We start from the raw sequence: 24,653 nt of genomic DNA on the forward strand, positions 1-24,653 counted from the left end.
TGGCGCAATTGTGCGGCCGTGTGCCGAACCTCCCCCTTGTGGAGGACCCTCGGCAGAGGGGCCATTCCGCCAAATCAGGCGGGCTTGCGCCCCAGTCCGCTGTTCTTGCCTGCGGCGCGCTCGAGTGCATCGATGAACATTCCGGCCACATTGAAGCCCGTCTGCTGGGTGATTTCCTGGAAGCACGTCGGGCTGGTGACGTTGACCTCGGTGAGGTAATCCCCAATGACGTCCAGACCGACAAGCAGCAGACCGCGTTGCCAGAGCACGGGCGCAAGTGCATGCGCAATCACCTGATCACGCTCGGACAGCGGCTGAGCCTTGCCCGTCCCGCCAGCCGCCAGATTGCCGCGGACCTCGCCGGCCATCGGCACGCGTGCCAATGAATGCGGCACCGGCGAACCGCCGATCAGGAGAATGCGTTTGTCGCCCTCGCGGATCGCAGGAATGTACTGCTGAGCCATGATCGTGCGTGCGCCGTTGTCGGTGAGCGATTCGATGACCGCCCCGAGGTTCATGCCGTCCGGCCCCACACGGAAGATGCCCGCACCGCCCATGCCGTCGAGCGGCTTGAAGATGACGTCGCCCTGCTCGGCGTGGAATTCGCGCAGGCGCTTGGCATCGCGCGACACGATGGTCGGCACGGTGAACTCGCGGAACTGCGCGATGGCGAGTTTCTCCGAGTGGTCACGAATCGCCTGCGGCTTGTTGAACACGCGTGCGCCCTGACGCTCGGCAATCTCCAGCAACCATGTGCTGGTGACGTACTCCATGTCGAACGGCGGATCCTTGCGCATCAGCACCGCGTCAAAGCCGGTGAGCGGTAGCAGGCGCGCATCGCCGGCGCGATACCAGTCGTGCTCGTCGCCGGTCAAGGCGATCGGTGTGGCCACGGTTTCGACGACGTTGTTCGCCAGCGTGAGCTGTGACTGCAAGCACGTGTAGATGGCATAGCCGCGCGCCGCCGCCTCGCGCATCATCGCGAAGGTGGAATCCTTGTAGGTCTTGAACGTCGACAGCGGATCGACGATGAACAGGATGCGCATGGCGGTTCCTTCTACAGCGTTTTATGGCCGATCAGATCAGCGGGTTCGGGTCGGTCTTCTCAAGCTCGAGCGATGCAGCCAGCAGCGCCAAGCGCGCCACCACACCGTACATATAGAAGCGGTTAGGCTCGCCGGCGCCCGGCTTGGCATGGCTGTCCGGCAGCGAATTCGACGCAAACGGCAGCGGCACGAAATGCATGCCCGGCGCGTTGAGATTCTCGTCCACGCCGCGGCCCGTGTGAACCCGGTAGAAACCGCCCACGACATAGCGGTCGATCATGTAGACGACCGGCTCGGCCACCGCCTCGTTGATCTTCTCGAAGGTGTGCACGCCTTCCTGCACAATCACTTCGGAGACCTCGAGGCCCTCCTTGACCACGCTCATCTTGTTGCGCTCCTTCCGGTTGAGGCCCTTGACCTCGGAGGGATCGCGCACCGTCATCACGCCCATGCCATAGGTGCCGGCGTCGGCCTTGACCACCACGTATGGGGTCTCGGTCACGCCGTATTCCTTGTACTTCTTGGCGGTTTTCTTGAGCACCGTTTCCACGGCGTGGGCCAATTCTTCCTCACCGGCCCGCTCATGAAAGTCCAGCCCGCTGCATTTGGTGAAGTACGGGTTGACCATCCACGGGTCGATGTCGATCAGCTTGGCAAACTTCTTGGCCACTTCGTCGTAGGCGGCAAAGTGGTTGGTCTTGCGACGCTGCGACCAGCCGGCATGTAGCGGCGGCAGCAGATACTGCTCGTTGATGTTCTGGAGGATGGGCGGCACGCCGGCTGACAGATCGTTGTTCAGCAGGATCGAGCACGGATCGAAGTCTTCCATGCCCAGGCGACGGCCTTTGGTACCGATGCGCTTGATCGGCTCGACAACGAGGCGCTGCCCATCCGGCAAATCGATCGGCGTCGGCTCGGTGATGTCCTCAGAGAGAGAACCCAGACGCACATTCAAGCCGGCTTGACGCATGATCTGGGACAGGCGCGCGACGTTCTGCAGGTAGAACATGTTGCGCGTGTGGCGCTCGGGGATCAGCAAGAGGTTCTTGGCGTCCGGGCAAATCTTTTCGATGGCGGCCATGGCGGCCTGCACGGCCAGCGGCAGCATCTCGGGCGCAAGGTTGTTGAAGCCGCCCGGGAACAGATTCGTGTCGACCGGCGCCAGCTTGAAGCCGGCGTTGCGCAAATCGACAGAACAGTAGAACGGCGGCGTGTGTTCCTGCCACTCCAGGCGGAACCAGCGTTCGATGGCGGGCGTGGCGTCAAGAATCTTCTGCTCGAGCTCGAGCAGCGGCCCGTTCAGCGCGGTGATCAAGTGCGGAACCATACCCTTCCTATTGATGTTATTTATCGCCCGCTCCGATTGTAGAGGAACAGGCAATAGCTTGCAGACGACAGCGGGCTATCGATATGCGGTCAGGAAAGAGGATTCGCAAGAGGCGAAGTGCGGCGGTGCAGCAAGCCACACAAAAAAGGCGGACAAAAAAAAGCGCGGGGCTGCCGCGCTTGGGGAATAGCCTGACAGATACGGGGAGCGTTCTGCAGGTGGAGGAAACCACGTCTGCAATGTAAGCGTCCGCATAACGAGAGGCAATTGAAGGTTTTTTACATCGGAGTTAAGGACGTCCGGCTCAGGGGCGCCGGAACAAAAGACCCGGCGCGCAGCCGGGTCTTTTGCAAGGTGAGTGAGCGGATCAGTCTTCGTAGGCGGTTTCGCCGTGGGACGTGATGTCCAGACCCTCGCGCTCCTCTTCTTCCGGCACGCGCAGGCCAACAATGGCATCGACGATCTTGTACGAAATGAACGCCACCACTGCGGACCAGATGACCGTGGTCACCACGCCCTGGAACTGGATCCACAGCTGGCCGCCGATCGAGTAATCATCTGCAACCTTGTTGGCGACATAGTCGTAGATGCCGGTGCCGCCGAGGCTCGGTGCCGCGAACACGCCGGTCAGCAGCGCGCCGAGGATACCGCCCACGCCGTGCACGCCGAACACGTCCAGCGTGTCGTCCATGCCCAGCATGCGCTTGAGGCCGTTCACACCCCACAGGCACAGCAGGCCGGCGATGAGACCGAGCGCGATCGAACCCATCGGGCCGACAAAGCCGGCAGCCGGCGTGATGGCCACAAGGCCAGCCACGGCGCCGGATGCAGCACCCAGCATCGACGGCTTGCTCTTGCCGAACCACTCGCCGAAGCTCCACGACAGCACGGCCGCAGCGGTTGCCAGCAGCGTGTTGACGAAGGCCAGCGCGGCGCTGCCGTTGGCTTCCAGGGCCGAACCGGCGTTGAAGCCGAACCAGCCGAACCACAGCAGCGAGGCACCGACCATCGTCAGCGTCAGGCTGTGCGGCTTGAGCGCCTCACGGCCAAAACCGATGCGCTTGCCGAACAGGAAGGCACCCACCAGACCCGCCACGGCTGCGTTGATGTGCACCACGGTACCGCCCGCAAAGTCCAGCGCGCCCTTCTGGAACAGCCAGCCCGACTTAGCAGTCATCACCTCGGCCGCCTTGGCGTCGGTAAAGCCGTCCGGACCCGGCCAAAACCAGACCATGTGCGCGATCGGCAGGTAGCTGAAGGTGAACCACAGCACCACGAACAGCAGGACAGCCGAGAACTTCGCACGTTCGGCGAAGGCGCCGATGATCAGCGCGCACGTAATCGCCGCAAACGCGCCCTGGAAAGCGAAGTACGCGTATTCCGGCACCACCACGCCCTTGCTGAAGGTGGCAGCGACCGAATCCGGCGTCAGCCCCTTGAGGAACAGACGATCAAGCCCGCCGAAGAAAGCGTTGCCTTCAGTGAACGCGAAGCTGTAGCCGTAGACAGCCCACAGGATGATGATGAGCGAGAAGATGCCCATGCACTGCATCAACACCGACAGCATGTTCTTCTTGCGCACCAGGCCGCCGTAGAACAGCGCCAGACCCGGCAGCGTCATCAGAATGACGAAGGCTGTGGAGATCAGCAGCCACGCCGTGTCGCCCTTGTTGGGGACGGGCGTAGCGGCGGCGGGCGCAGCGGCAGCCGGAGCAGCGGCGGCGGCAGGCGCTGAAGCCGGGGCAGCGGCAGCCGGTGCGGCAGCGGCCGGCTCGGAAGCGGCAGCCGCGGCAGCCGGCGCCGAAGCTTCAGCCGCCGGCTTGTCCTGTGCAACGGCCGGCGCCGACACTACGGCGCCTGCGAGCACGGCAGCGACGGCCCCAGCCGTCAGGAATCGTGTGAACCAGGTTTTCATGTTTTGACCTCTTCCTTGGCGGATTGGGGCTTATAGGGCGTCGCCGCCGGTCTCACCGGTGCGGATGCGGATGACTTGTTCGACCTCGGCCACGAAGATCTTGCCGTCGCCAATCTTGCCGGTGCGCGCAGATTTTTCGATGGCCTCGACGGCGCGTTCGACCACGTCGTCGGGCACGGCCACTTCGATCTTCACTTTAGGCAGGAAGTCGACGATGTACTCCGCGCCGCGGTAAAGCTCGGTATGACCTTTCTGGCGTCCGAAGCCTTTGACTTCCGTGACGGTAATGCCCGACACACCGACTTCGGACAATGCCTCGCGGACCTCGTCGAGCTTGAACGGCTTGATGATGGCCATGATGAGTTTCATGCTGGTTGCTCCTCGGTCGGCGGCACCGGAGCGCCGCCGCGCATCGTTATTGGAAAGTCTTGGTGATCGACAGCAGGGCCGTGGCCTTGCCCATGTAGTTGCCGCGCGTGTTCGTATAGAACGCGCGCGAAGCGTTCGTATCGATGTAGGCCAGCGATGCCGCCCAGCCGTTGCCGAAGTCTTTCGTCACACCGACCTTCCAGTCGGCATATGAGGCGCGCACGGTCTGATGCGGCACTTGCTGGTAGCCAGCATGCAGGTTCAGCGTCAGGCCCCAGAAGCCGGTGTCGAAGTTGCCCGACAGGTCGAAGTACTGGCTGTGATGCGAATCGGGCGTGCCGAACAGGTTCGAAAACGCGTGCGAATACTTGAACGTGACCGGGCCGTAGCCGATCTGGGCATAGCCTTCGGTGGTGTGCGGACGCGTGAAGCCGTCGGGGTAGCTGCCCGGGTAGTAATACTGGAGCACGCCCACGTCGATCGGCACGTCCTTGATGATCTCGGTCTTGTAGCCGCCGTAGAAGTCCATCTCGATCGGCGCGGAGACGTTCGAGTTCGAATCGCTCAACCAGCTGATCGACGAGTTCCAGTTACCGATGTAGAAGCCTTCGGGCAACACACCGCCCGGAATGGCGTAGTCAAAGCCGCCCTGGATGGCCGGCTTGTTGTTGGTCTGCATGATGCCGCGGTAGCGGTATTGGCTGGCCAGCGTCACGTTGGCCGTGAGCGCAGCAGGCGCCGGGGCGGGCGCGGCGGCCGGTGCGTCAGCCGCAGGTGCAGACTGCGCGATGGCGGATTGGCTCACACCGGCAACGGCACCGGTCAGGAGTACAAGGCTGGCTGCGTACGCAAACTTCTTCATAACGGCTCTCCCCCTTTAGAAAGTCGCAACGGCAATGGAAAAAAAATCGCACCAGTTCTGCAACTGTCATGCCATGTCGATGTCGTCGGATTGGAGGGCGTCTTCGGTTACAGCGGCGCGCGACGCCAAGGTACGAAAGCGCAGGAAATTGGGGACGGGTCGCTCCTGGCAGCGCTCGCTGCCCGCCAACGGTTGCAGCAGGCGGGTCCACGCCAAGTGGTCTACACCGTCATGGCGCGATAAAAACCATGTGATAGAGTGATTTCAGCCCCATGCAGTCGCTCGCACGGCCGGGCGCGGAAACTGCGGCGGCCCGTTCTGTCCCCGTTTGTATGGCGCCGCCAATGCCGCATCGCAGCGAGATTTGACGCAAGGTGTGCCGTTTAGAGCGCCCAGCCGGTACCATCGCGGCCGGCAGCACCGAAACCACGCGCCACGCGCAGGCCTTCGCACCACGGCACAGCAATTTCCACGCACAGCTTCGGTGCATGCACCGGCTTGGCGCAGATAGCACGACCCACGGAGCAAATGACATGAAACCGACCGATCTCTTTTCCGACTTTCAAAACCGCGTCAGCGAAGCCCTGCGTAACTCGCCGGCGGCCGACATCGAGAAGAACGTCCGCGCGATGATGACCCAGGGCTTTTCCAAGCTCGATCTGGTCACCCGCGAGGAATTCGACGTGCAATCGCAAGTGCTGGCGCGTACGCGCGCGCGTCTGGAAGAACTGGAAACGCGCGTGGCCGCGCTGGAAGCCCAACTGAAGTCCGCTGCCCCGGCAGATCAGTAACCCGCGGCCCGGTGTTGCGCCGGGCACGCATCTGCGTGGCTGCTGTGCCGGCCGCCGCACCCCTGCTGCGGCGCACAGCGAAAAGATCCATATGCCGCCTTGTTGCGGCTGGCGAACTGATCTAGAACGTCCTTAAGACGCGCGTGCACCGCGCTTGAGGAGAAGATCATGCAGCATCGCCTCTACTTCCTGATGCCGGACGTCGTCAGCGCCCGCCGCGTAATGAACGACCTCCTGCTGGCGCGCATTACCGAGCGCCACATCCACTTCGTCTCCAGGCCCGGCGTCGATCTCACCGGCCTGCACGAGGCCAACATCCTCCAGACTTCGGACATCGTCCACGCCACCCAGAATGGGCTGGTGATTGGCGGGGGTGCGGGCGTGCTGGCAGGCATCGTGGCGGCCATCTTCCCGGTCATCGGCGAAGGACCGCAGTGGGGCATGGTCGGCATTACCACCGTGGTGGGCGCGCTCTTTGGCGCATGGGCCTCGAGCATGATCGGAAGCTCCGTGCCAAACAGCCGCCTCAAACCATTCAAGCAGGCAGTGGAGGATGGGCAGATCCTGCTGATGGTCGATGTGCCGCGCTCGCGTGTGAAAGAGGTACGTGCGCTGCTGCAGAAGACGCATCCCGAAGGCCACTTCAGCGGCGAAGACACGGCCATGCCGGCCTTCCCCTGAGTTGATCTGCCGACAACGAAGCCGGAGCCCAGTGCTCCGGTTTTTTTTGCCCGTTTCTCATGCCGACGACGATCGTCAAATTTGGATGCCGGTGAACATGGCGGCGCAACGCGGCTGGCACAGTGGAGGGTTCCGCAACCGCCATGCTCCGTCACGCCATGCACCGATGCCACGCCCTCCGCCTTGCTCGTGAGTTCTCCCGGAGGATCGCGCGATGAGCCTCGCTGTACTGCGTTCGCGCGCGCTCTCGGGAATCGATGCGCCAGCCGTCTCGGTGGAGGTCCATCTGGCGAATGGCCTGCCATCGTTCACCATCGTCGGCCTGCCCGACACCGAGGTGAAGGAGAGCAAGGACCGCGTACGCGCGGCGATCCAAAACAGCCGCTTCGAGTTTCCGGCGCGGCGCATCACCGTCAACCTCGCGCCCGCGGATCTCCCAAAAGAATCGGGCCGGTTCGATCTAGCAATCGCGCTGGGGATCCTCGCTGCAAGCCGGCAGATTCCGCACACGCATCTGGATGCGCATGAGTTTGCGGGTGAGCTGTCGCTGTCCGGCGATCTGCGGCCGATTCGCGGTGCGTTGGCGATGGCGTATGCGTTATCGCGCAACCCCGTCCTCGCCGACGGCGACGCACCGCTCGCCCGCGCCTTCGTGCTGCCCGCCGAGAACGCCGCCGAAGCCGCACTCGTGAGCGGCACAAAAGTCCTCCCGGCCCGCACGCTCATCGAGGTGTGCGACCACCTGAGCGCGCCGGACCGCAAGCTCGCCCCCGCGCTGCCCGCACCGGTCGACGCGGATATCCGCTATCCCGACTTGGCTGACGTGCGGGGACAACCGCAAGCACGGCGCGCACTGGAAGTGGCCGCCGCCGGCGGTCATTCCATGCTGATGATCGGGCCACCCGGAACGGGCAAGTCGATGCTCGCACAACGTTTTCCCGGCTTGCTGCCGGACATGAGCGATGACGAAGCGCTTTCTGCTGCCGCCGTGATGAGCCTCACCACGCGCGGCTTCGACGCGCGGCGCTGGAAGGTGCGGCCGTTTCGTTCACCACACCACACAGCGTCTGCAGTGGCGATGGTGGGCGGGGGCAACACGCCAAGGCCGGGCGAAATCTCGCTGGCGCATCAGGGCGTGCTTTTCCTTGATGAACTTCCAGAGTTCGAGCGCCGCGTGCTCGAAGTCCTGCGTGAGCCATTGGAGACGGGCCACATCACCATCTCACGCGCCGCGCATCAGACAGACTTCCCTGCCAGCTTCCAACTGATTGCCGCAATGAACCCGTGTCCGTGCGGCTATCGCGGGCATCCGCTGCGAGCGTGCCGCTGCACGCCAGATCAGGTAGAGCGTTATCAGGCACGCATTTCGGGGCCGCTGCTTGATCGCATCGATGTGCAGATCGAAGTGCCAACACCCTCGCAGGAAGAGTTGCTCGACGGGCCGCCTGGCGAACCGACGCTCAACGTGGCTGAGCGGGTTTCTGCTGCGCACGCGCGACAACTTGCACGGCAAGGCAAGCGTAACGCCTTGCTGGGCGGTCATGAAATCGATCTGCATTGCAGCCGCACCGATGCGGCCGATGGCTTGCTGCGCCACGCGATGACGCGCTTTTCGTGGTCTGCACGCGCCTATGCGCGCGTGCTCAAGCTCGCCCGCACGATTGCCGACCTGTCCGGCGATGAGCAAATCGATGCTGCGCATGTGGGCGAGGCAATTCAGTATCGGCGCGGCGTGAAGGCCGATTAGCCTTCATCCACGCGCTGCGCCTCCAACCCAGTTGGCTAGTCGCCCTGGGGGTGGCGTTTGAAACTCAGTTGGTCTGCCGCTTCACAAAGAACAGCGCGGCGCCAATGCTCATCAGCATGCCGCCGAAGAAGCGGCTCTGCCAGCGAAGCGCGCGCGGATTGCGGAACAGGCGCTGCGCCCGCGAGGCCAGCAGCGCATATCCATGCATGACGATCAGGTCGACGAACACCATCGTCGCCGCCAGGATGCCGAGTTGCGAAAGCAGCGGCTTGGCCGGATCGATGAACTGCGGCAGCACGGCCACCATGAACAGAATGCCTTTCGGGTTCGTCAGATTGGTCAGCAACCCCACGAGGAAGCGGCGGTGCGCGCCACTGCCAGACACCCGAGGCGCTACGTTCGTGGGCTCGCCCTCAGCCGGCTTGGCGATCTGAATGGGTGTGCGCCATTGCACGATGCCCAGGTAAATCAGGTACATCGCGCCGATGATCTTGATGGCCGTAAAGGCGTGCTCCGAGGCGATCAGCAATGCGCCGAGCCCGGCACCCGCAATGAACAGGATCACGACAATGCCCAGTTCCAGTCCTGCAATCGTGACCGACGTGCGGCGCACGCCATGCGTCAGGCCGTGGCTCATGCACAGGATGGCGCCCGACCCCGGCGAGATGGCGATCACCCAGGCGGCCAGAAAGAAGGCCAGCCAGACTTGCAACGTCATGATGGTTCCCCGTGATGTGGTGAATTGTGTAGCGGTAAAGCGGAAGACGTCGATTGTGCACCGGCTGCGGCGAGTTCGCTCGGGCGTGCTCAGGGTCTAGTACGGATGGAAGCTGGAGAGGAATTGGTCGACCTGCTCGTGCTGGCGGGCATCGCGTGCGGCATCGCCCGATTCCAGCACGACGGCCTGGTATGCGCGCTTGCCCGTGGCGACCACGCGCGCGGTCAGCCGGCGCGGCGCGGGATCGTCCCCGCCCGCCCCCTGGGCAATCAACTCTACCGCCGGCAATGACAAAGGCGGCTGTGCGGCGGTCTGCACGGCGATGTCGCGCTCGGTTACGCGGCCCTTCAAGTTGGCGGACAAGCCATTGCGCAGCGCTTCCACCGCGCGCTGCCGCCAGACTGGATCATCCGCGGGCAGTTCCACCACGCCGATGGCGAACAGCGTGCCGTCGATGCTGGCGGCCTGCATCGTCATCGGCATGCGTTGGCCGTTGATGGCGATAGGCCGGGCTTCTGCGGTGGGCTTGGCGGGGTAATCCACGGCGTAGGCGCCATCGTTGGAATGGACCGTGCGCCAGTCGTACTTGGGCGAGCAGGCCATCAACAGCGCACTCGCCACCGCGCCCAACCCGATCCGCCACCCTGCCGTTGCTGTGACTGCCACGTCTCCTCCTGTAGGTTTTCTGTCCGTTTCCGAGCCGCCTATTATCGGACAGAGACGCCCACCCGCTGCCTGCCAAGGACCGCACCATGCCAATCCCGTCCGTCACCTTGCGCGCCCTTCGCGCCGACATCACCACGCTGGACTGCGATGCCATCGTCAACGCGGCGAACAGCTCGCTGCTTGGCGGAGGCGGCGTGGATGGCGCGATCCACCGTGCGGCCGGGCCGGAACTGCTGGCGGCGTGCCGCGCCCTCCATGGCTGCCGCACCGGTGAGGCCAAGCTCACGCCCGGTTTTCGATTGCCGGCCCGCTACGTCATCCACACCGTCGGGCCGATCTGGCGCGGCGGCCGGCAAGACGAGGCGGAATTGCTGGCCGCCTGCTACCGCAACAGCCTGGAACTGGCGCGCAAGCACGAGGTGCGCACCATTGCGTTCCCATGCATCAGCACCGGCGTGTACGGCTTCCCGCCGCAATTGGCGGCGCCGATTGCCGTGCGTGCCGCGCGAGAACACGGCGCCAGCCTGGACACCGTCACCTTTTGCTGCTTTTCCCCCACGGACCTGGCCTTGTACGAAGCTGCTCTCGCCAATGGGAAGTGACGCGCAAATCGCTCTCCGGACGGATTGTCGCGGTTGACATACGGCGCTGGCACGGCGGGCCTACAATACATGTTTGATTCCCTTCCAGATCCGTTGCCGACATGGCCTCGACCCTGACTTCCTCCGCAGCCCCTGCTACCGCCATGTCTGGCGGGCGCCGCTGGCTGCTCCCTGTGATCGTGCTGGTGCTGGCTGTGGCCGGTTGGTTCGGCTGGCGTGCGTTCTCGCCATCGCAGAAGGTGCCCGCGGCCACCTTCACACTGCTGGATGGGCAAAAGCTCTCGACGCAAGACCTGAAGGGCAAGGTCTATCTCGTCAACTTCTGGGCCACGAGCTGCGCCACGTGCATCAAGGAAATGCCCAACATGATCCAGACGTACAACAAGTACAAGGGCGAAGGACTGGAATACGTGGCCGTGGCGATGAGCTACGACGCGCCAATGTACGTGATGAACTTCAGCCAGACGCGCCAGTTGCCGTTCAAGGTCGCAATGGACGCCGACGGCTCCGCCGCTAAGGCCTTCGGCGACGTGCAGCTCACGCCGACCACATTCCTGGTCGACCGCGACGGCCGCATCCTCAAGCGCTACGTGGGCGAACCGGAATGGTCGTCGTTCGACGCGCTGCTCAAGCAGACGCTGGGCAAGCAGGCCTGAGCGGTCCGCGCCTCCTCGCAGTTCAAACGAAACGCCCGGTCAACGCCGGGCGTTTTTGTTTCTGGGCGACGCGCGTTCCACACTGGGTTCACGCGGGCCTGTTGCAATGGCGGTCCGTCAATCCTAGGTTCGATGGAGTTTGCATGGCCAATCACTACTGCATGTTCAAGGGCAAGCTGAAATTCGGCGTGCCCTACCTGGAGGGCTACAACGGCAATCCGCATTACGCGATCGTGGTGGAAGCGCCGGATGGTTCGGAGTTCGTGGTGCTCGCCAACGTGAAATCCGACTCCAGCATGCCGGGTGCGGGTGCCGCCGGTTATCACGTGCTGTATCAGTGGACGGCCGATCTGCGGTTGCCGATCACCGCCGATCTGGCTGCGCTGGCACCCGGGCTGCACGAGAACGGTTTCCCGCGCCTGGATTACGTGCGCGACGCCGGGCTGGTCGACTTTCCGAACATGCGGCCAATCGCGCTGGATACAGAGACCGAGCACAACGACATCAACGCGCTCGTTGACGACATGCTCAACCTCGACCGCACCGCCACGCCGGTCGACTACGTCTACCACGGCAGCTCCGGCGACGACGACCGCAAAGGCTGGCCGCCGCGCACCGACGTGATGGTTTACGGCTTTGGCTTCCTGTTTGAGCCGCAGCACAACGGCCTGCACGAAACCCACATGAACCAGGGCAACCCGGTCGTGCATACACCGGGGGTGAAGGACCATTCGCGCGAGAACGGCACACAGCAGGACGGTGCGGTCATCGTGGAAATCGACGGCAGGTTTCAGGCACTGCTGATCGCATTCCAAACCCAGCGGATTCCGACGGACGACCGTGGATATCCGGTAGCAGATGCCCATCCGATTCTGGGTTGAGCGCGAAAAGAAAACGCCCAGTTGATGCCGAGCGTTGTTGGGCGCGGGCGTGCCAAGTCAAAGGCCGTATCGCTTGATCTTGTCATACAGCGTCGCTCGGCCAACCTGCAGAATATCCGCCGCCTGGTGCACCGAGCCGCCCGTGCGCGCCAGGGTTTCCGCAATAACGGTGCGTTCGTAGCGCTCGACGCGCTCCTTGAGCGGCATGCCGTCTTCCGATGCATCCGGCACGACCGGCGTGCGGCCCACGCCAAGCACAAGGCGATCAGCCGCATTGCGCAGTTCGCGCACGTTGCCGGGCCAGTTCGACTGCATCAGCTCGTGGCGCTGACGCTCGGCCAACATCGGCAGCGGGCGCTGATAACGCACGGCGGCTTCGAGCAGGAAATGTTCGAACAGCGGGATGATGTCTTCGCGGCGTTCGCGCAGCGGCGGCAAATCGATGACGACGACGTTTAGCCGGTAATACAGATCGCGCCGGAAACCGCCCGCTTCAATCAGCGCTTCCATATCGCCCTTGGCGGCCGCAACGATGCGCACGTCGATGCGCACCGAAGCATTCGAGCCCAGCCGCTCCAGCGCGCCCTCCTGCAGCACGCGCAGCAGCTTGACCTGCAGCGCGATCGGCATGCTCTCGATCTCGTCGAGGAACAGCGTGCCGCCCGAGGCATGCTCGAGCTTGCCGATGCGCCGCTTGCCCGCACCGGTGAAAGCACCAGCTTCGTGGCCGAACATCTCGCTCTCGAAAATTTGCTCGGGCACGGCGCCGCAGTTCAGCGCGATGAACGGCTTGTCGTGACGCGGCGAGAGCGTGTGAAGACTGCGCGCGACCAGCTCCTTGCCCGTGCCGGTCTCGCCGTTGATGAGCACCGGCGCATCGGTGGTCGCGACGTTCTCGATCAGCGCGCGCACAGCGCCCATCGCAGGCGAGCGCCCGATGATGCGCGTGCCTGCCGCCGGGCCGGCCAGTTCACGGCGCAGTGCTCGGTTTTCCAGCTCCAGCGCGCGACGCTCGACGGCACGGCGTACGGTCTCGGTCAGGCGCTCGGCGGGAAACGGCTTCTCGATGAAATCGAACGCGCCTTCGCGCATCGCCTGCACGGCCATGGTGATGTCGCCGTGGCCAGTGACGAGCACCACGGGAATTCCCGTGCCAAACGACTGACAGTGCGCGAGCACGTCCAGGCCGCTTGCGCCCGGCAAGCGCAGGTCGCTGACGACCACGCCGGGGAAATTTGCGTCGATCTTGCCGACTGCTTCTTCGGCGCTGCCGAACGCCTGGACGTTGAAGCCGGCCAGCTCCAGGCTCTGCGCGGTGGCCTGGCGCACAGGCGGGTCGTCTTCGATGAAGAGAACGTTCAAGCCTTCGGACATGGTTCGTGTCTGTGTAGAAAACGGATCAGATGGACGCCGCGGAGGTGACGTCGGCGCGTACCAACGTCAGCGTAAATTGCGCACCGCTACCCGGCATGTTGGCAGCCGACAGCGAGCCGCCAAAATCGCGCGCGATGCTGGTGGAGATCGCCAGCCCAAGGCCGAGCCCCTGGCCGATCTCCTTGGTGGTGAAGAACGGCTCGAACAGGTGCGGCATGGCGTCGGGTGGAATGCCCGGGCCGTTGTCGCGCACGGCGATGGTCAGTTGGTTCGATTGCGCCGGCACACCCTCGGGGGGCCCGATGCTGATGTCGATGCGTCCGGGGCGGGCGGGTTCATTGGTGTTGATCGCATCGAGCGCGTTGCCAATCAGATTGATCAGCACTTGCTCCAGCTTCAGTTCATCCGCACGAACGACGGCATCTGCTTCGGGGATATGCCAGTGCAGTTCGAGTGCCACGTCGCCCAGGCGCGGACGCAGTAGCGCGAGCGTGTGATCGAGCGCCACGCGCACCTGCACATCCACCACCTTGCGCCGTGAGCGGCCCGCGAACAGCTTGAGCTGCGCCGTGATCTTGCCCATGCGTTCGGTCAGATCGGCAATCGCCTGCAGGTTGTCAGTGGCGGCGCCGTGCTGGCCGCGTTCGAGCAGGATGCGCGTGTTGTCGGAAAACGTGCGCAGCGCGGCCAGCGGCTGGTTGAGTTCGTGCGTGATGCCGGCGGCCATCTGACCCAAGGCGGCAAGCTTGCTGGCCTGCACGAGTTCATCCTGCGTTGCACGCAACTCGGCCTCGGCGCGCGTGCGGTCGACGATCTCGTGTTGCAGTTGTTCGTTGGTGGCCATCAGATCGGCCGTGCGGTCTTCAACGCGGCGTTCGAGCTGGTCATACGCGGCTTCGAGCAGGCGACGGCTGCGCAGCATCTCCATCATGCGCAGGCGGCGCTGACGCCAGTAGAAAAGCAGCAGGCACGCAAACGCAAAGGCAAACGCCGCCGCCACGGTGGCGCTGCGCGCCGCGCTCATCACGGGATCCACCGGTGTGAGGTACATCAGCGTCCAGTCGGGCTCGACGAGGTCACGCGAAACCTGCAGATAGCGCGTGGCGTTCGTCCGCTCGCCAACGCGGATCAGTTCTGCACCTTCCGGCAACCGTCCGGTCAATCGCAGAAAGGCCGGCGCCTCCGGCTGCAGCGGCAGTGGCGTGATCTGCTTGCGGTAATACTGGCGCGTCGCTTCCAACTGCGCCTGCAGCTTGGATGTGAGCGGCTCCACCGTGCGGTACTGCCACGCGGGCACGGACGACAGGAAAATCACACCGTTCTCATCCGCCACCATCACCGGCTCCGACGCGTCGTGGCTGGCGCGGCCGAACCATTCGAGGTTCAGCTTGACGACCGTCACGCCGATCACGCGACCGTCCTGCATAACCGGCTGCGAGATGTAATAGCCGGGCTCTTCACGTGTGATGCCAATGCCGTAAAAGCGCCCGACGTGCCCTTCCGCTGCCTGCTGGAAATACGGCCGGAATAGATATTCAGCGCCGACGAAGCTGTCAGGCTGGTTGTAGTTGGACGCGGCCAGAGCCTTGCCGCTGGGAGCGATCACATAGGTGGCGGTGGCGTGAGCGCGATCGTTGACTTCGCGCAGATAGCGGTTCGCGCGGTCGACGTTGGCTGGCGTCGGATTGGCGAGCAGATCGTGAATGAACGGATGCAGCGCCACCAGCGCCGGCAGGTATTCGTAGCGGTCGAGCGTGCTCTTGAGGTTGGCGGCATAACGATCGACCCGGCCGCCGGCGGCCTGCTGAGCCTGCGTGAGCCCCCGGTTCCACGCCACCACAAATGTGGTCGCGCACACCACGGCCATCACCACCACGAGCCCGAGCGCCACCAGCCACCAGAAGCCGCGTCGCGAGCCGGAGGCGCTGGTCAAGGAGAAATCGGGATCGGACATCGGCTGGAGGTCGGCGGCAGAGAGTGTTGCCGTGCCTTCCAACGCCGCGCCCGCAGTCGGCATGCCGCCGAGGTGCTTCACGAGGTGCATCCCAAAAAAGAAGCGGGGCCGTCTGGAAGGACAGGCCCCGCAATCATACGCTTTGCGCTTTCAAGCGCCCGCGGGCGCCAGCCAGATTCGAACGATCAAACTGCCGGGGAGGCCGGCACGCCCTCATCGCTACGGTCGCCCGACAGCACGCGGGTCAGCTTGGCGCGATCCAGTTCACGTTCCCAGGCCGAGATCACCACGCAGGCCACGCCGTTGCCCGTGATGTTGGTCAGGGCACGGCATTCGCTCATGAAGCGGTCGATACCGAGAATCAGCACCATGCCCGCCACCGGAATATCCGGCACCACGGCCAGCGTTGCGGCCAGCGTGATGAAGCCCGCGCCGGTGATGCCCGAAGCGCCCTTCGACGTCAGCATGGCAACGGCCAGGATGGTCAGTTGCTGCGTCCAGGTCAGCTCGATGTTCAGCGCCTGCGAGATGAAGATCACCGCCATCGTCATGTAGATGTTGGTGCCGTCCAGGTTGAACGAATAACCGGTCGGAACCACCAGGCCCACCACCGACTTCGAGCAGCCCAGCTTCTCCATCTTTTCCATCAGGTGCGGCAGCGCCGATTCCGACGAGCTCGTACCCAGCACGATCAGCAGCTCTTCCTTGATGTACGACACAAAGCGGAAGATGTTGAAGCCGACCAGCCGCGCAATGATGCCCAGCACCACCACCACGAAGATGATGGCCGTCAGGTAGAACGTACCGACCAGCTTGAGCAACGGCACCAGCGAGATCACGCCGTACTTGCCGATGGTGAATGCCATAGCGCCAAAGGCACCGATCGGGGCCACGCGCGTGATGATGTGCACGATGCGGAAGAACACGTGCGAGATCTGGTCGATGAAATCCGTCACCACCTGTGCACGGTCACCGATGGCGGAGAGCGCACCGCCAAACAGCAACGCGATCAGCAGAATCTGCAGGATGTCGCCCTTGGCGAAGGCGTCCACCACCGTGCTCGGGATGATGTTGAGCAGGAAGTCGACCGTGCTGGCCGAGTGCGCCTTGGCGGCGTACTGGGCAACAGCCTTGGCGTCGATGGTGTTCACATCAACGTTGAAGCCCGCGCCCGGGTTGAAGATGTGGCCTGCAGCCAAGCCGATCACCAGTGCGAAGGTCGAGACGATCTCAAAGTAGAGCAACGCCTTGCCGCCCACGCGGCCCACCTTCTTCATGTCGCGCATGCCGGCAATGCCGGAGACAACAGTACAGAAAATGATCGGCCCGATCACCATCTTGATCAGTTGGATGAAGCCATCGCCGAGCGGCTTCATCTTCACGGCGAGTTCGGGCGAGTAATGGCCAAGCAGAACGCCGATGACGATCGCCGCCAGCACCTGTACGTACAGGATTTTGTAGAACGGTTTTTTCATGTCTTCCTCGAGTGTCACAGACCGGCCGTGCGCTCAACTGCTCGCCCGGTCCGACCCGCCCTGGTGTGGTCTCTCTCCTGCCTCGATACGCTGATGTGTCCGGCGTTTCCCGCAGCAGGTCGGTCGTTATTGCAAGGGCTATGCCAACACCAATTTCTACCGCTGGCGGCCCGCCAGCCCTTGTACCAGCTTGGTGTGACTACGATGGCACCCGCCCCAGCCGTCGTCAATCCCGGAATCCGCGCAGAGGGGCGTCCAGACATCCGGAAAACGTGTTGCGACGCAGCATCGCGCGTTGCGCCGAGCCAGCTTGTTGGAAGGGAGCGCGACATCGGGGTCGTATAATGCCGGCTCGTTACGCAAATCCACATATGCGCGCGACGCCAGGAAGCCTGTCATGTCCTGTCGCGCGTACCGTCACGCAGCCCTGCCAGCCTTCTCGGTCCGCCCATGAGCAGCCACTACCAGCACCACGTTTTCTTTTGCCTGAACGAACGCGAGGACGGCTCGCGCTGCTGCGCCGACTTTGGCGCGAAGGCCATGCAGGAATACGCCAAGAAGCGCTGCAAGGAACTCGGCATCAACGGCGAAGGCCGCGTGCGCATCAACAAGGCCGGATGCCTGGACCGCTGCGAACTCGGCCCGGTCATGGTGGTCTACCCCGAGGCCGTCTGGTACACCTTTGTCGACAAGGAAGACATCGACGAAATCATCCAGAGCCATCTGGTTGAAGGCAGACCGGTCGAACGGCTGATGGTCGACCGCCCTGCCAACGCGTGAGCCCGGCTTTACTGCATCTGCTTTCCCTTTTCCATGAACGTTCATACCGAAGAACGCCTGATTCCCGGCCCGGTCGGGCAGATCGACCTGTCGATCGACCAGCCGGACACCGCGCCACGCGGCCTGGCGCTGATCGGCCACCCGCATCCGCTGTTCGGCGGCACCAAGGACAACAAGGTCGCGCAGACGCTGGCACGCACCTTCGTCGGCCTGGGCTACGTGACGGTGCGCCTGAATTTTCGCGGCGTGGGCAAGACCGAAGGCACGCACGACAACGGCATCGGCGAGCAGGACGACATGCTGGCCGTGCTCGACTGGATGCGTACGCAGACCGAATGGTCCGCCGACGTGGCCACGCTGCCGCTGGCGCTGGGTGGTTTCTCGTTTGGCAGCTTTGTGGTGTCGCAAGTGGCTCGCCGCCTGGCCGAAGCCGGCACGCCCGCCGAGCGTGTGGCGCTGGTCGGCACGGCCACCTCACGCTGGGATGTCGCGCCAGTGCCGGCCGACACCATCATCATCCACGGCGAACAGGATGACACCGTGCCACTGATCGACGTGCTCAACTGGGCGCGCCCTCAGGAACTGCCCGTGATCGTCATCCCGGGCGCCGATCATTTCTTCCACCGCAAGCTGCATCTGATCAGGCAGCTCATTACCGGCGCCTGGGCGCCGCGGCCGTAACACCAACCCGTTGATTTTTCCGGATGCCGTGCCTCCCCCGGTGCACGGCGCCATTGAACTCCAAGCAGACCGCAGGACCCGACATGCAGACCCGCTTCGCCCATTTCACGCCCCTCGCCTTCCATTCCGCCGCCGCAACCGCTGTGGCAGCCGCCGTGCTGGTCACCGCACTGCCCGCCATGGCGCAGCCAGTGCCCGCCCCGCAAGTCGCGGCCCGCTCGTGGATGCTGACTGACGTGACCAGCGGCCAAGTGCTCGGCGGCGCGAACATGGACGAACGCATCGAGCCCGCCTCGCTCACCAAGCTGATGACGGCCTATCTGGTCTTTGAAGCCGTGCGCGACGGCAAGCTCAAGTACGACCAGATGATCACGCCCACCGAGACCGTGCGCTCGGTCAAGACCGACGAATCGCGCATGTTCCTGCAAGCCGGCAAGCCCGCCTCGGTGCGTGAGCTGACGCAAGGTCTGATCATCCAGTCGGGCAACGATGCAGCCCTGGTGCTGGCCGAGGCCGTCGGCGGCACCGAGACCAACTTCGTGATGCTGATGAACCGCGAAGCCGAGCGCCTGGGCATGAAGAACACGCACTTTATGAATGCCGCGGGCCTGCCCGACCCGAATCACTACTCGACCGCACGTGATCTTTCGATCCTGACGTCAGCGCTGATCAAGGATTTCCCGCAGGACTACAAGTTCTACTCGCAGAAGGATTTCACCTATAACAACATCAAGCAGTCCAACCGGAACCGCCTGCTGTGGCTCGACCCGACTGTCGATGGTGGCAAGACCGGCCACACCAAGTCGGCCGGCTACTGCCTCGTCACCTCGGCCAATCGTCCGCTGCCGGATGTGCCCGGCGCGAACCGGCGTCTGCTGTCGGTCATCGTCGGCACCAAGAGCGACGCTATCCGCACACAGGAGAGCCTGAAGGTCCTGAACTACGGCTATCAGTTCTTCGATACGGTTCGCTTGTACAAGGCCAAGGAAGCACTGCAGACGCCTGAGGTGTACAAGGGTCAGGCCAAGAGCGTGAATCTGGGCGTGCCGGAAGACAAGTGGATCACGGTGCCCAAGGGCGCAGGTGCGCGCCTGAAGCCGGTGCTGGAGCGCAAGGACCCGCTGATCGCCCCGATCGCGCAGGGCCAGCAACTGGGCGCGGTCAAGGTGATGGACGGCTCGACCGTGGTGTCGGAGTTCCCGGTGGTGGCGCTCGAAGCAGTGCCGGAAGCCGGCTTCGTCGGCCGCACGATCGACGCGGTCAAGCTGTGGTTTAAAAAGAAGTAATCACCCCCATTTACTTCGACATGACCTCCTCTCACACCACACCGCCGGGCCACATTCCGCCCGAACAGTCGCTCATCGAGTACCCGAGCGATTTCCCCATCAAGGTGATGGGTCCGATGCATGACGATTTTGCCGCCACCATTGTCGAGGTGGTGCGCCTGCACGATCCGGAGTTCCACGAAGGGCGCCTCGAAAAACGCCCGTCTTCGAGCGGCAATTACCTGGGCCTGACGGTGATCGTGCGTGCAACGAGCCGCGAACAACTCGACGCGCTCTATCAGGCGCTTACGAGCCACCCGATGGTGAAGATCGTGCTGTAACGCGTCTCTGTGCAGCCAAGCAAAACGCCCCGGTCATGCCGGGGCGTTTTGTTTTGTGCGGCGATACCGCGTCAGCCTTTGGCCACGTGCCCCAGGCAGACCGTGTTGTCATCCATCAACCGCGCCAGCTTCAGCTTGAACGCCGCAATCTCCGGCAGCAGCCACGCGCGGAACGCCTGCATCTTGGGCGTCTGCAGCGCGCTGTGCGGGCAGACGAAGTAGTAGTTCCACGGGCACGGTGTCGTTGTCTCGAACAGGCGCACCACGCGGCCGGCCAGCAATTCGTTGAACGCCAGCGTCGGACGGATCAGCGCAATACCCTGGCCCGCCGCCGCTGCCTGCAACAGCAGCGACGAGTCCTGGAACATCAGCCCGCCACGCGGCTCCACAAACCCTGAGACGCCAGCAGCCTCGAACCATGGCTCCCAATCCTCACCCTCGCTGCGCAGCAGGGTCATGGTCGCCATCTCGGCCACCGTACGCGGCAGGCGCCCGCCGTTGAACGACGGACTGCAGACCGGAAAGAACACATCGTCGAGCAGCTTTTCCACGTACAGGCCCGGATAGTTGCCCGAACCCATGCGCAGTGCCACGTCCATCTCTTCGCGCCCAAAGTCGACCAGCGCAGGGCTGGAGAACAGCTCCACTTCCAACTCGGGATGGCGCTCGATGAAGGTGCCGATATGTGGCGTCAGCCAACGCGCGGCAAACGACGGCATCGTGCTGATGGCTAGGCGGTTGTCGCGGTTGCCGGCGCGCAGCTGGTGCGTGGCCTGGGCGATCTGGTCAAGCGCCTCGCGCACGCGATCGGCGTAGGCACGGCCCGCGTGGGTGAGCATGACGCGCTTGCCGCGCCGCTCAAACAGCGGCACGCCCAGCTCGTCCTCCAGGGTGCGCATCTGATGGCTGACGGCGCCGTGCGTAACGAACAGCTCCGTCGCCGCACGCGAAAAACTCTCATAGCGGGCCGCCGCCTCGAACACCCGCAGCGCGCCAAGTGACGGCAAGCGCATCGGTTCGCGGATTTCGGTCATCTTTCCCTCCGGATTTTCGTAGCGCGACATGGTTTTTATGTGAGCCGTGCTATCAAGAAACGCAATATATATCGTTTGGTACAAGGCAACCAAGCGCCTAGAATTCCTTCAACGGCAAGGCCCCATCCCACTGCCGTGAAGGAGCCGATCATGAAAGCTGTACTAACAAAAATTGTATTCACTCTGCAGCCCGGCGAAGTGGTGGCATTGCGCATGCCGGCCAACCAGAATCTGCGCGTTGAAGAAGCCTACGGGCACGACGTATGGATCACACACGAAAACAAAGCCGGCGACGAATGGCTGCACGCGGGCGGCACCGTTGCCGTGAAACGCGGTGAAGAAATCGTCGTCTCGGTGGACCCGAAAGCCCTCGGCCCAGTCGCGTTGGCCGTGGAAGCCACCGATGGCCACATGCCGCGCCAGCCGTGGCACGTCACCAACGGATGGCGCCACACACTCGCCGCACTCGGCTGGAACGAGCACGCCGACACGCCGGTCGTGGCCGCCTGAGCCCGAAACCTGTTCCTAGCCTCCTTTGCGGCATCTGCCGCAAAAGCCGACGCCGGCGCCGATGCCTCCCATCGCGCCGGCATTTTTTTGCGCAACCCTGCGACCGAAGCGGGCAAAGGCGCGGGGCGCCGTTAGCAGCCCTGCGCTACACTCGCGGGCATGATTCCGATTGACATCGTCGAGCGCGGCTTGCAGGACTACGCCGCCTGCTTCGACGAAATGCAGACATTCACCGCGCAGCGGGGCCCCGATACGCCCGACACGATCTGGCTGGTTGAACACCCGCCGGTGTTCACGCTCGGCCTGGCCGGCGATCCGGCGCATCTGTTGGCTCCCGGCAACATCCCGCTGGTGAAAGTTGATCGTGGCGGCCAGATCACCTACCACGGCCCCGGCCAAGTCGTCGCTTACCTTTTGCTGGATTTGCGCCGCCGCGGGCTGTTCGTGAAGGCGCTGGTCGACGCCATCGAGGCGGCCGTCATCGAGACGCTCGCCACGTATAATGTCGCCTCCGAACGCAAGGCTGGCGCCCCCGGCATCTACCTGTCGAGCGGGCCGCATGCTGGCGCCAAGATTGCCGCGCTGGGCCTGAAGATCCGCAACGGCTGCAGCTACCACGGCGTGAGCCTGAACTTGGCGATGGACCTGTCGCCCTTCACGCAGATCAACCCGTGTGGCTATGCCGGCCTGGAAACCGTCGATATGGTGACCGCCGGCGCCCGTGATGCGTCCGGACGCGCCGTCGATGCGAACGACTGGCAAACCGTTTCCCGCGACCTGGCCGATGCGCTGGTCGCCCAATTGCAGCAACGCGCGCAAGCGCATCCCGCCGAGGCCGCTACTGCATAGCGCCCTGAAATGCACGAGCCGCAAGCCCGTGCGGAGAACACGATGACCGATTCCGCCGCTGGCGCCACTGAAGTCGCCACCCCTGCCACCCCGTCGAACAAGCCGTACGACGCGACGGCCAAGCAGAAGTCGCTCGACAAGACCGCGCGCATTCCCATCAAGATCGTGCCGGCCGAGAAGCTCAAGAAACCGGATTGGATTCGCGTGCGCGCCGCCACCGGCAACTCGCGCTTCTACGAAATCAAAGACATCTTGCGCGCCAACAATCTCGTGACGGTGTGCGAAGAGGCCAGCTGCCCGAACATCGGCGAGTGCTTCGGCAAGGGCACGGCCACGTTCATGATCATGGGCGACAAGTGCACGCGCCGCTGCCCATTCTGCGACGTCGGGCACGGCCGCCCAGACCCGCTCGACGTGAACGAGCCGGAAAACCTTGCCAAGACGATCGCTGAACTCAAGCTCAACTACGTCGTCATCACGAGCGTCGACCGCGACGACCTGCGTGACGGCGGCGCCCAGCATTACGTCGATTGCATCGCGCGCACGCGCGCCCTGTCGCCGGCCACGCGCATCGAAGTGCTGGTGCCGGACTTCCGCGGCCGCCTGGAAAAGGCGCTGGACATTCTGCAGGAATGCCCGCCCGACGTGATGAATCACAACCTCGAAACGGTACCCCGCCTGTACAAGCAGGCCCGCCCCGGTGCGGACTACGCGCACTCGCTCAAGCTGCTGAAGGATTTCAAGGCCCGCAACCCGAACGTGCCGACCAAGTCCGGCTTGATGGTCGGCCTGGGCGAGACCGATGAGGAAATCCTGGAAGTCATGCGCGACATGCGCGAGCACGACATCGACATGCTCACGATCGGCCAATATCTGGCGCCGTCGGGCCACCACCTGCCGGTGCTGCGCTATGTGCATCCGGACACCTTCAAGATGTTCGAAGAGAAGGCGTACGAGATGGGCTTCACGCACGCGGCCGTGGGCGCCATGGTGCGCAGCTCGTACCACGCGGATCAGCAGGCACACGAAGCCGGCGTGGTCTAATCACGAAGCAGGAACGCTGCACAAATAAAAAGGGCCTTGGGTTGCACCCCAAGGCCCTTTTGCTTTGATGCGGTTCGATCAGGCGCGCGAAGCGGCATCCTTCGGATACGAGGCATCGCCGTTCCACGACAGATAGCCGTAGGTATCAGCCTGACGATCCGCACCCTGCGTGTAGACGTCGTACTTGGCGGCAGCGCCGTCGGTGTACGGATCGGCCTTCGCGATTGCGCCATCGGTGTATGGGTCAGCCTTGCCGACAGCACCTTGGGTGTACGGATCGAAGCGGTCGTTCTTCCACGACAGATAGCCATAAGTATCAGCCTGGCGATCCGCACCCTGCGTGTAGACGTCGTACTTGGCGGCAGCGCCCTGGGTGTACGGATCAGCACTGCTTTGGACGGCGGCGGCGGCCGGCTGGGCCGACAGCAGAGCGGCGGAAGCCGAAACCGTGGCCACCAGGGCCAGCAGAGCGTTACGGGAGAAAGCGGTTGCGAGACGGGTGTTCATGATGGGCTCCTGATCTGTCTGGATATTCGGTTGCGCTCAGTTCGTTGCGCTTGTGATCAGAATAGATCGTTGCCAACGACGAATAAATACTCAATTGAAGAAAATACTGTTCTTCATGCATCAACAATTGTTCAGCACCTGTACCGAAAAAAGGGACTCTTGAGGCACATCTTTCGCGGCGATCCTCAAATCGGTCCCGCAAAAAAACCGCGTACGTCGACGCGGTTTTAACCGTGAGCGGCGAACCTACTGCTGCGCTGGATGCCCCGGGCGTGGTGCGCCAGTGGGTTCCGCTACCGGCCGCCCCGCCTGCTTATTGCGCCACCAGCCCATCAACGTCAGCGCCAGCCAGAAGAACTGGGTGAGAAACGACGCAAGATTGAATGAGCCCATCAGCGAAATCAGGATGCAAATCGGTCCAAGCAGGTTGAGGCGAACGGCGAATGCGCCGGTCGGCGGCTTATGCAGGACCTGCACGCCAAAGTGCGCAGAAACATAAGCGGCGACGCCGACCAGACCGACAACGTCGGTAAAACCCAGGGAGGCCATGGTGTGTGCTTTGAAAGCAGAGGTTGTAG

General features: G+C 63.6%; 27 protein-coding genes. 13 read left to right on the plus strand and 14 right to left on the minus strand.

What is annotated here, in order from left to right:
- Positions 1-74: 74 nt before the first annotated feature.
- The 6 genes from gshB to BM136_RS25415 form a co-directional block, all read right to left on the minus strand.
- Positions 75-1,046, minus strand: a complete 972-nt coding sequence (gshB, locus tag BM136_RS17540; RefSeq protein WP_092973496.1) for a glutathione synthase — start codon at positions 1,044-1,046, stop codon at positions 75-77.
- A gap of 31 nt (positions 1,047-1,077) precedes the next feature.
- Positions 1,078-2,373, minus strand: a complete 1,296-nt coding sequence (gshA, locus tag BM136_RS17545; protein ID WP_092973498.1) for a glutamate--cysteine ligase — start codon at positions 2,371-2,373, stop codon at positions 1,078-1,080.
- A 367-nt stretch (positions 2,374-2,740) separates the two neighbouring features.
- Complete coding sequence (locus tag BM136_RS17550) at positions 2,741-4,288, minus strand: ammonium transporter (protein ID WP_092973500.1); 1,548 nt, start codon at positions 4,286-4,288, stop codon at positions 2,741-2,743.
- Between the two features lie 30 nt (positions 4,289-4,318).
- A complete protein-coding gene (locus BM136_RS17555; protein ID WP_027678364.1) occupies positions 4,319-4,657 on the minus strand; it encodes a P-II family nitrogen regulator in 339 nt (112 codons plus the stop codon).
- Between the two features lie 46 nt (positions 4,658-4,703).
- Positions 4,704-5,519: a TorF family putative porin gene (locus BM136_RS17560; protein ID WP_092973503.1), complete on the minus strand. Its 816-nt coding sequence runs from the start codon at positions 5,517-5,519 to the stop codon at positions 4,704-4,706.
- Between the two features lie 383 nt (positions 5,520-5,902).
- Entirely contained in the window at positions 5,903-6,040 is a 138-nt protein-coding gene (locus tag BM136_RS25415) for a hypothetical protein (protein WP_175537159.1), read from the minus strand.
- Between the two features lie 12 nt (positions 6,041-6,052).
- Here BM136_RS25415 and BM136_RS17565 point away from each other — a divergent pair, with 12 nt between their 5' ends.
- From BM136_RS17565 to BM136_RS17575, 3 genes are all read left to right on the plus strand, one after another.
- The gene (locus tag BM136_RS17565) at positions 6,053-6,310 is read left to right on the plus strand and encodes an accessory factor UbiK family protein (RefSeq protein ID WP_004637064.1); all 258 of its coding nucleotides are present in this window, start codon (positions 6,053-6,055) and stop codon (positions 6,308-6,310) included.
- Positions 6,311-6,478: 168 nt separating this feature from the next.
- Positions 6,479-6,991 (plus strand): DUF1269 domain-containing protein, encoded by a 513-nt coding sequence (locus BM136_RS17570; RefSeq protein ID WP_092973505.1) that lies wholly within the window; start codon positions 6,479-6,481, stop codon positions 6,989-6,991.
- Positions 6,992-7,205: 214 nt separating this feature from the next.
- Entirely contained in the window at positions 7,206-8,738 is a 1,533-nt protein-coding gene (locus BM136_RS17575; protein WP_092973507.1) for a YifB family Mg chelatase-like AAA ATPase, read from the plus strand.
- A gap of 64 nt (positions 8,739-8,802) precedes the next feature.
- On the opposite strand, the gene BM136_RS17580 is transcribed toward BM136_RS17575, so the two are convergent.
- Positions 8,803-9,456, minus strand: coding sequence for a LysE family transporter (locus BM136_RS17580; protein WP_092973509.1), 654 nt, complete (start codon positions 9,454-9,456; stop codon positions 8,803-8,805).
- A gap of 96 nt (positions 9,457-9,552) precedes the next feature.
- Positions 9,553-10,122, minus strand: a complete 570-nt coding sequence (locus BM136_RS17585) for a hypothetical protein (protein WP_092973511.1) — start codon at positions 10,120-10,122, stop codon at positions 9,553-9,555.
- 86 nt (positions 10,123-10,208) lie between these two features.
- Here BM136_RS17585 and BM136_RS17590 point away from each other — a divergent pair, with 86 nt between their 5' ends.
- From BM136_RS17590 to BM136_RS17600, 3 genes are all read left to right on the plus strand, one after another.
- On the plus strand, positions 10,209-10,724 hold the full coding sequence (locus tag BM136_RS17590) for an O-acetyl-ADP-ribose deacetylase (protein ID WP_092973513.1): 516 nt from the start codon (positions 10,209-10,211) through the stop codon (positions 10,722-10,724).
- A gap of 101 nt (positions 10,725-10,825) precedes the next feature.
- Positions 10,826-11,380: a TlpA disulfide reductase family protein gene (locus BM136_RS17595; RefSeq protein WP_092973515.1), complete on the plus strand. Its 555-nt coding sequence runs from the start codon at positions 10,826-10,828 to the stop codon at positions 11,378-11,380.
- Between the two features lie 143 nt (positions 11,381-11,523).
- On the plus strand, positions 11,524-12,261 hold the full coding sequence (locus tag BM136_RS17600; RefSeq protein ID WP_092973517.1) for a DUF2278 family protein: 738 nt from the start codon (positions 11,524-11,526) through the stop codon (positions 12,259-12,261).
- A 57-nt stretch (positions 12,262-12,318) separates the two neighbouring features.
- On the opposite strand, the gene BM136_RS17605 is transcribed toward BM136_RS17600, so the two are convergent.
- From BM136_RS17605 to BM136_RS17615, 3 genes are all read right to left on the minus strand, one after another.
- Positions 12,319-13,635: a sigma-54-dependent transcriptional regulator gene (locus tag BM136_RS17605; protein WP_092973519.1), complete on the minus strand. Its 1,317-nt coding sequence runs from the start codon at positions 13,633-13,635 to the stop codon at positions 12,319-12,321.
- 25 nt (positions 13,636-13,660) lie between these two features.
- Complete coding sequence (locus BM136_RS17610; RefSeq protein WP_092973521.1) at positions 13,661-15,679, minus strand: sensor histidine kinase; 2,019 nt, start codon at positions 15,677-15,679, stop codon at positions 13,661-13,663.
- Positions 15,680-15,774: 95 nt separating this feature from the next.
- A complete protein-coding gene (locus BM136_RS17615) occupies positions 15,775-17,064 on the minus strand; it encodes a dicarboxylate/amino acid:cation symporter (protein WP_092973523.1) in 1,290 nt (429 codons plus the stop codon).
- 450 nt (positions 17,065-17,514) lie between these two features.
- Here BM136_RS17615 and BM136_RS17620 point away from each other — a divergent pair, with 450 nt between their 5' ends.
- From BM136_RS17620 to BM136_RS17635, 4 genes are all read left to right on the plus strand, one after another.
- Positions 17,515-17,844: a (2Fe-2S) ferredoxin domain-containing protein gene (locus tag BM136_RS17620; protein WP_092973525.1), complete on the plus strand. Its 330-nt coding sequence runs from the start codon at positions 17,515-17,517 to the stop codon at positions 17,842-17,844.
- Between the two features lie 33 nt (positions 17,845-17,877).
- The gene (locus BM136_RS17625) at positions 17,878-18,525 is read left to right on the plus strand and encodes an alpha/beta hydrolase (protein WP_092973527.1); all 648 of its coding nucleotides are present in this window, start codon (positions 17,878-17,880) and stop codon (positions 18,523-18,525) included.
- Between the two features lie 83 nt (positions 18,526-18,608).
- On the plus strand, positions 18,609-19,811 hold the full coding sequence (locus BM136_RS17630) for a D-alanyl-D-alanine carboxypeptidase family protein (protein WP_092973529.1): 1,203 nt from the start codon (positions 18,609-18,611) through the stop codon (positions 19,809-19,811).
- A 20-nt stretch (positions 19,812-19,831) separates the two neighbouring features.
- Positions 19,832-20,131: a YbeD family protein gene (locus BM136_RS17635; RefSeq protein ID WP_092973531.1), complete on the plus strand. Its 300-nt coding sequence runs from the start codon at positions 19,832-19,834 to the stop codon at positions 20,129-20,131.
- Between the two features lie 71 nt (positions 20,132-20,202).
- Here the strand turns inward: BM136_RS17635 and BM136_RS17640 are convergent, their stop codons facing one another.
- Entirely contained in the window at positions 20,203-21,165 is a 963-nt protein-coding gene (locus tag BM136_RS17640; RefSeq protein WP_092973781.1) for a transcriptional regulator GcvA, read from the minus strand.
- A 150-nt stretch (positions 21,166-21,315) separates the two neighbouring features.
- Here BM136_RS17640 and BM136_RS17645 point away from each other — a divergent pair, with 150 nt between their 5' ends.
- The 3 genes from BM136_RS17645 (at position 21,316) to lipA (ending at position 23,568) form a co-directional block, all read left to right on the plus strand.
- Positions 21,316-21,675 (plus strand): DUF2917 domain-containing protein, encoded by a 360-nt coding sequence (locus BM136_RS17645; protein ID WP_092973533.1) that lies wholly within the window; start codon positions 21,316-21,318, stop codon positions 21,673-21,675.
- Between the two features lie 159 nt (positions 21,676-21,834).
- Positions 21,835-22,524, plus strand: coding sequence for a lipoyl(octanoyl) transferase LipB (lipB, locus tag BM136_RS17650; protein ID WP_092973535.1), 690 nt, complete (start codon positions 21,835-21,837; stop codon positions 22,522-22,524).
- Positions 22,525-22,566: 42 nt separating this feature from the next.
- Positions 22,567-23,568: a lipoyl synthase gene (gene lipA / locus BM136_RS17655; RefSeq protein WP_092973537.1), complete on the plus strand. Its 1,002-nt coding sequence runs from the start codon at positions 22,567-22,569 to the stop codon at positions 23,566-23,568.
- Positions 23,569-23,646: 78 nt separating this feature from the next.
- Here lipA and BM136_RS17660 read toward each other — a convergent pair whose 3' ends face one another.
- Complete coding sequence (locus tag BM136_RS17660) at positions 23,647-24,075, minus strand: hypothetical protein (RefSeq protein WP_092973539.1); 429 nt, start codon at positions 24,073-24,075, stop codon at positions 23,647-23,649.
- 246 nt (positions 24,076-24,321) lie between these two features.
- Positions 24,322-24,624, minus strand: coding sequence for a CBU_0592 family membrane protein (locus BM136_RS17665; protein WP_092973541.1), 303 nt, complete (start codon positions 24,622-24,624; stop codon positions 24,322-24,324).
- Between the last annotated feature and the right edge of the window lie 29 nt (positions 24,625-24,653).

This window comes from Ralstonia sp. NFACC01 (genome assembly GCF_900115545.1).
GTDB lineage: Bacteria > Pseudomonadota > Gammaproteobacteria > Burkholderiales > Burkholderiaceae > Ralstonia > Ralstonia mojiangensis.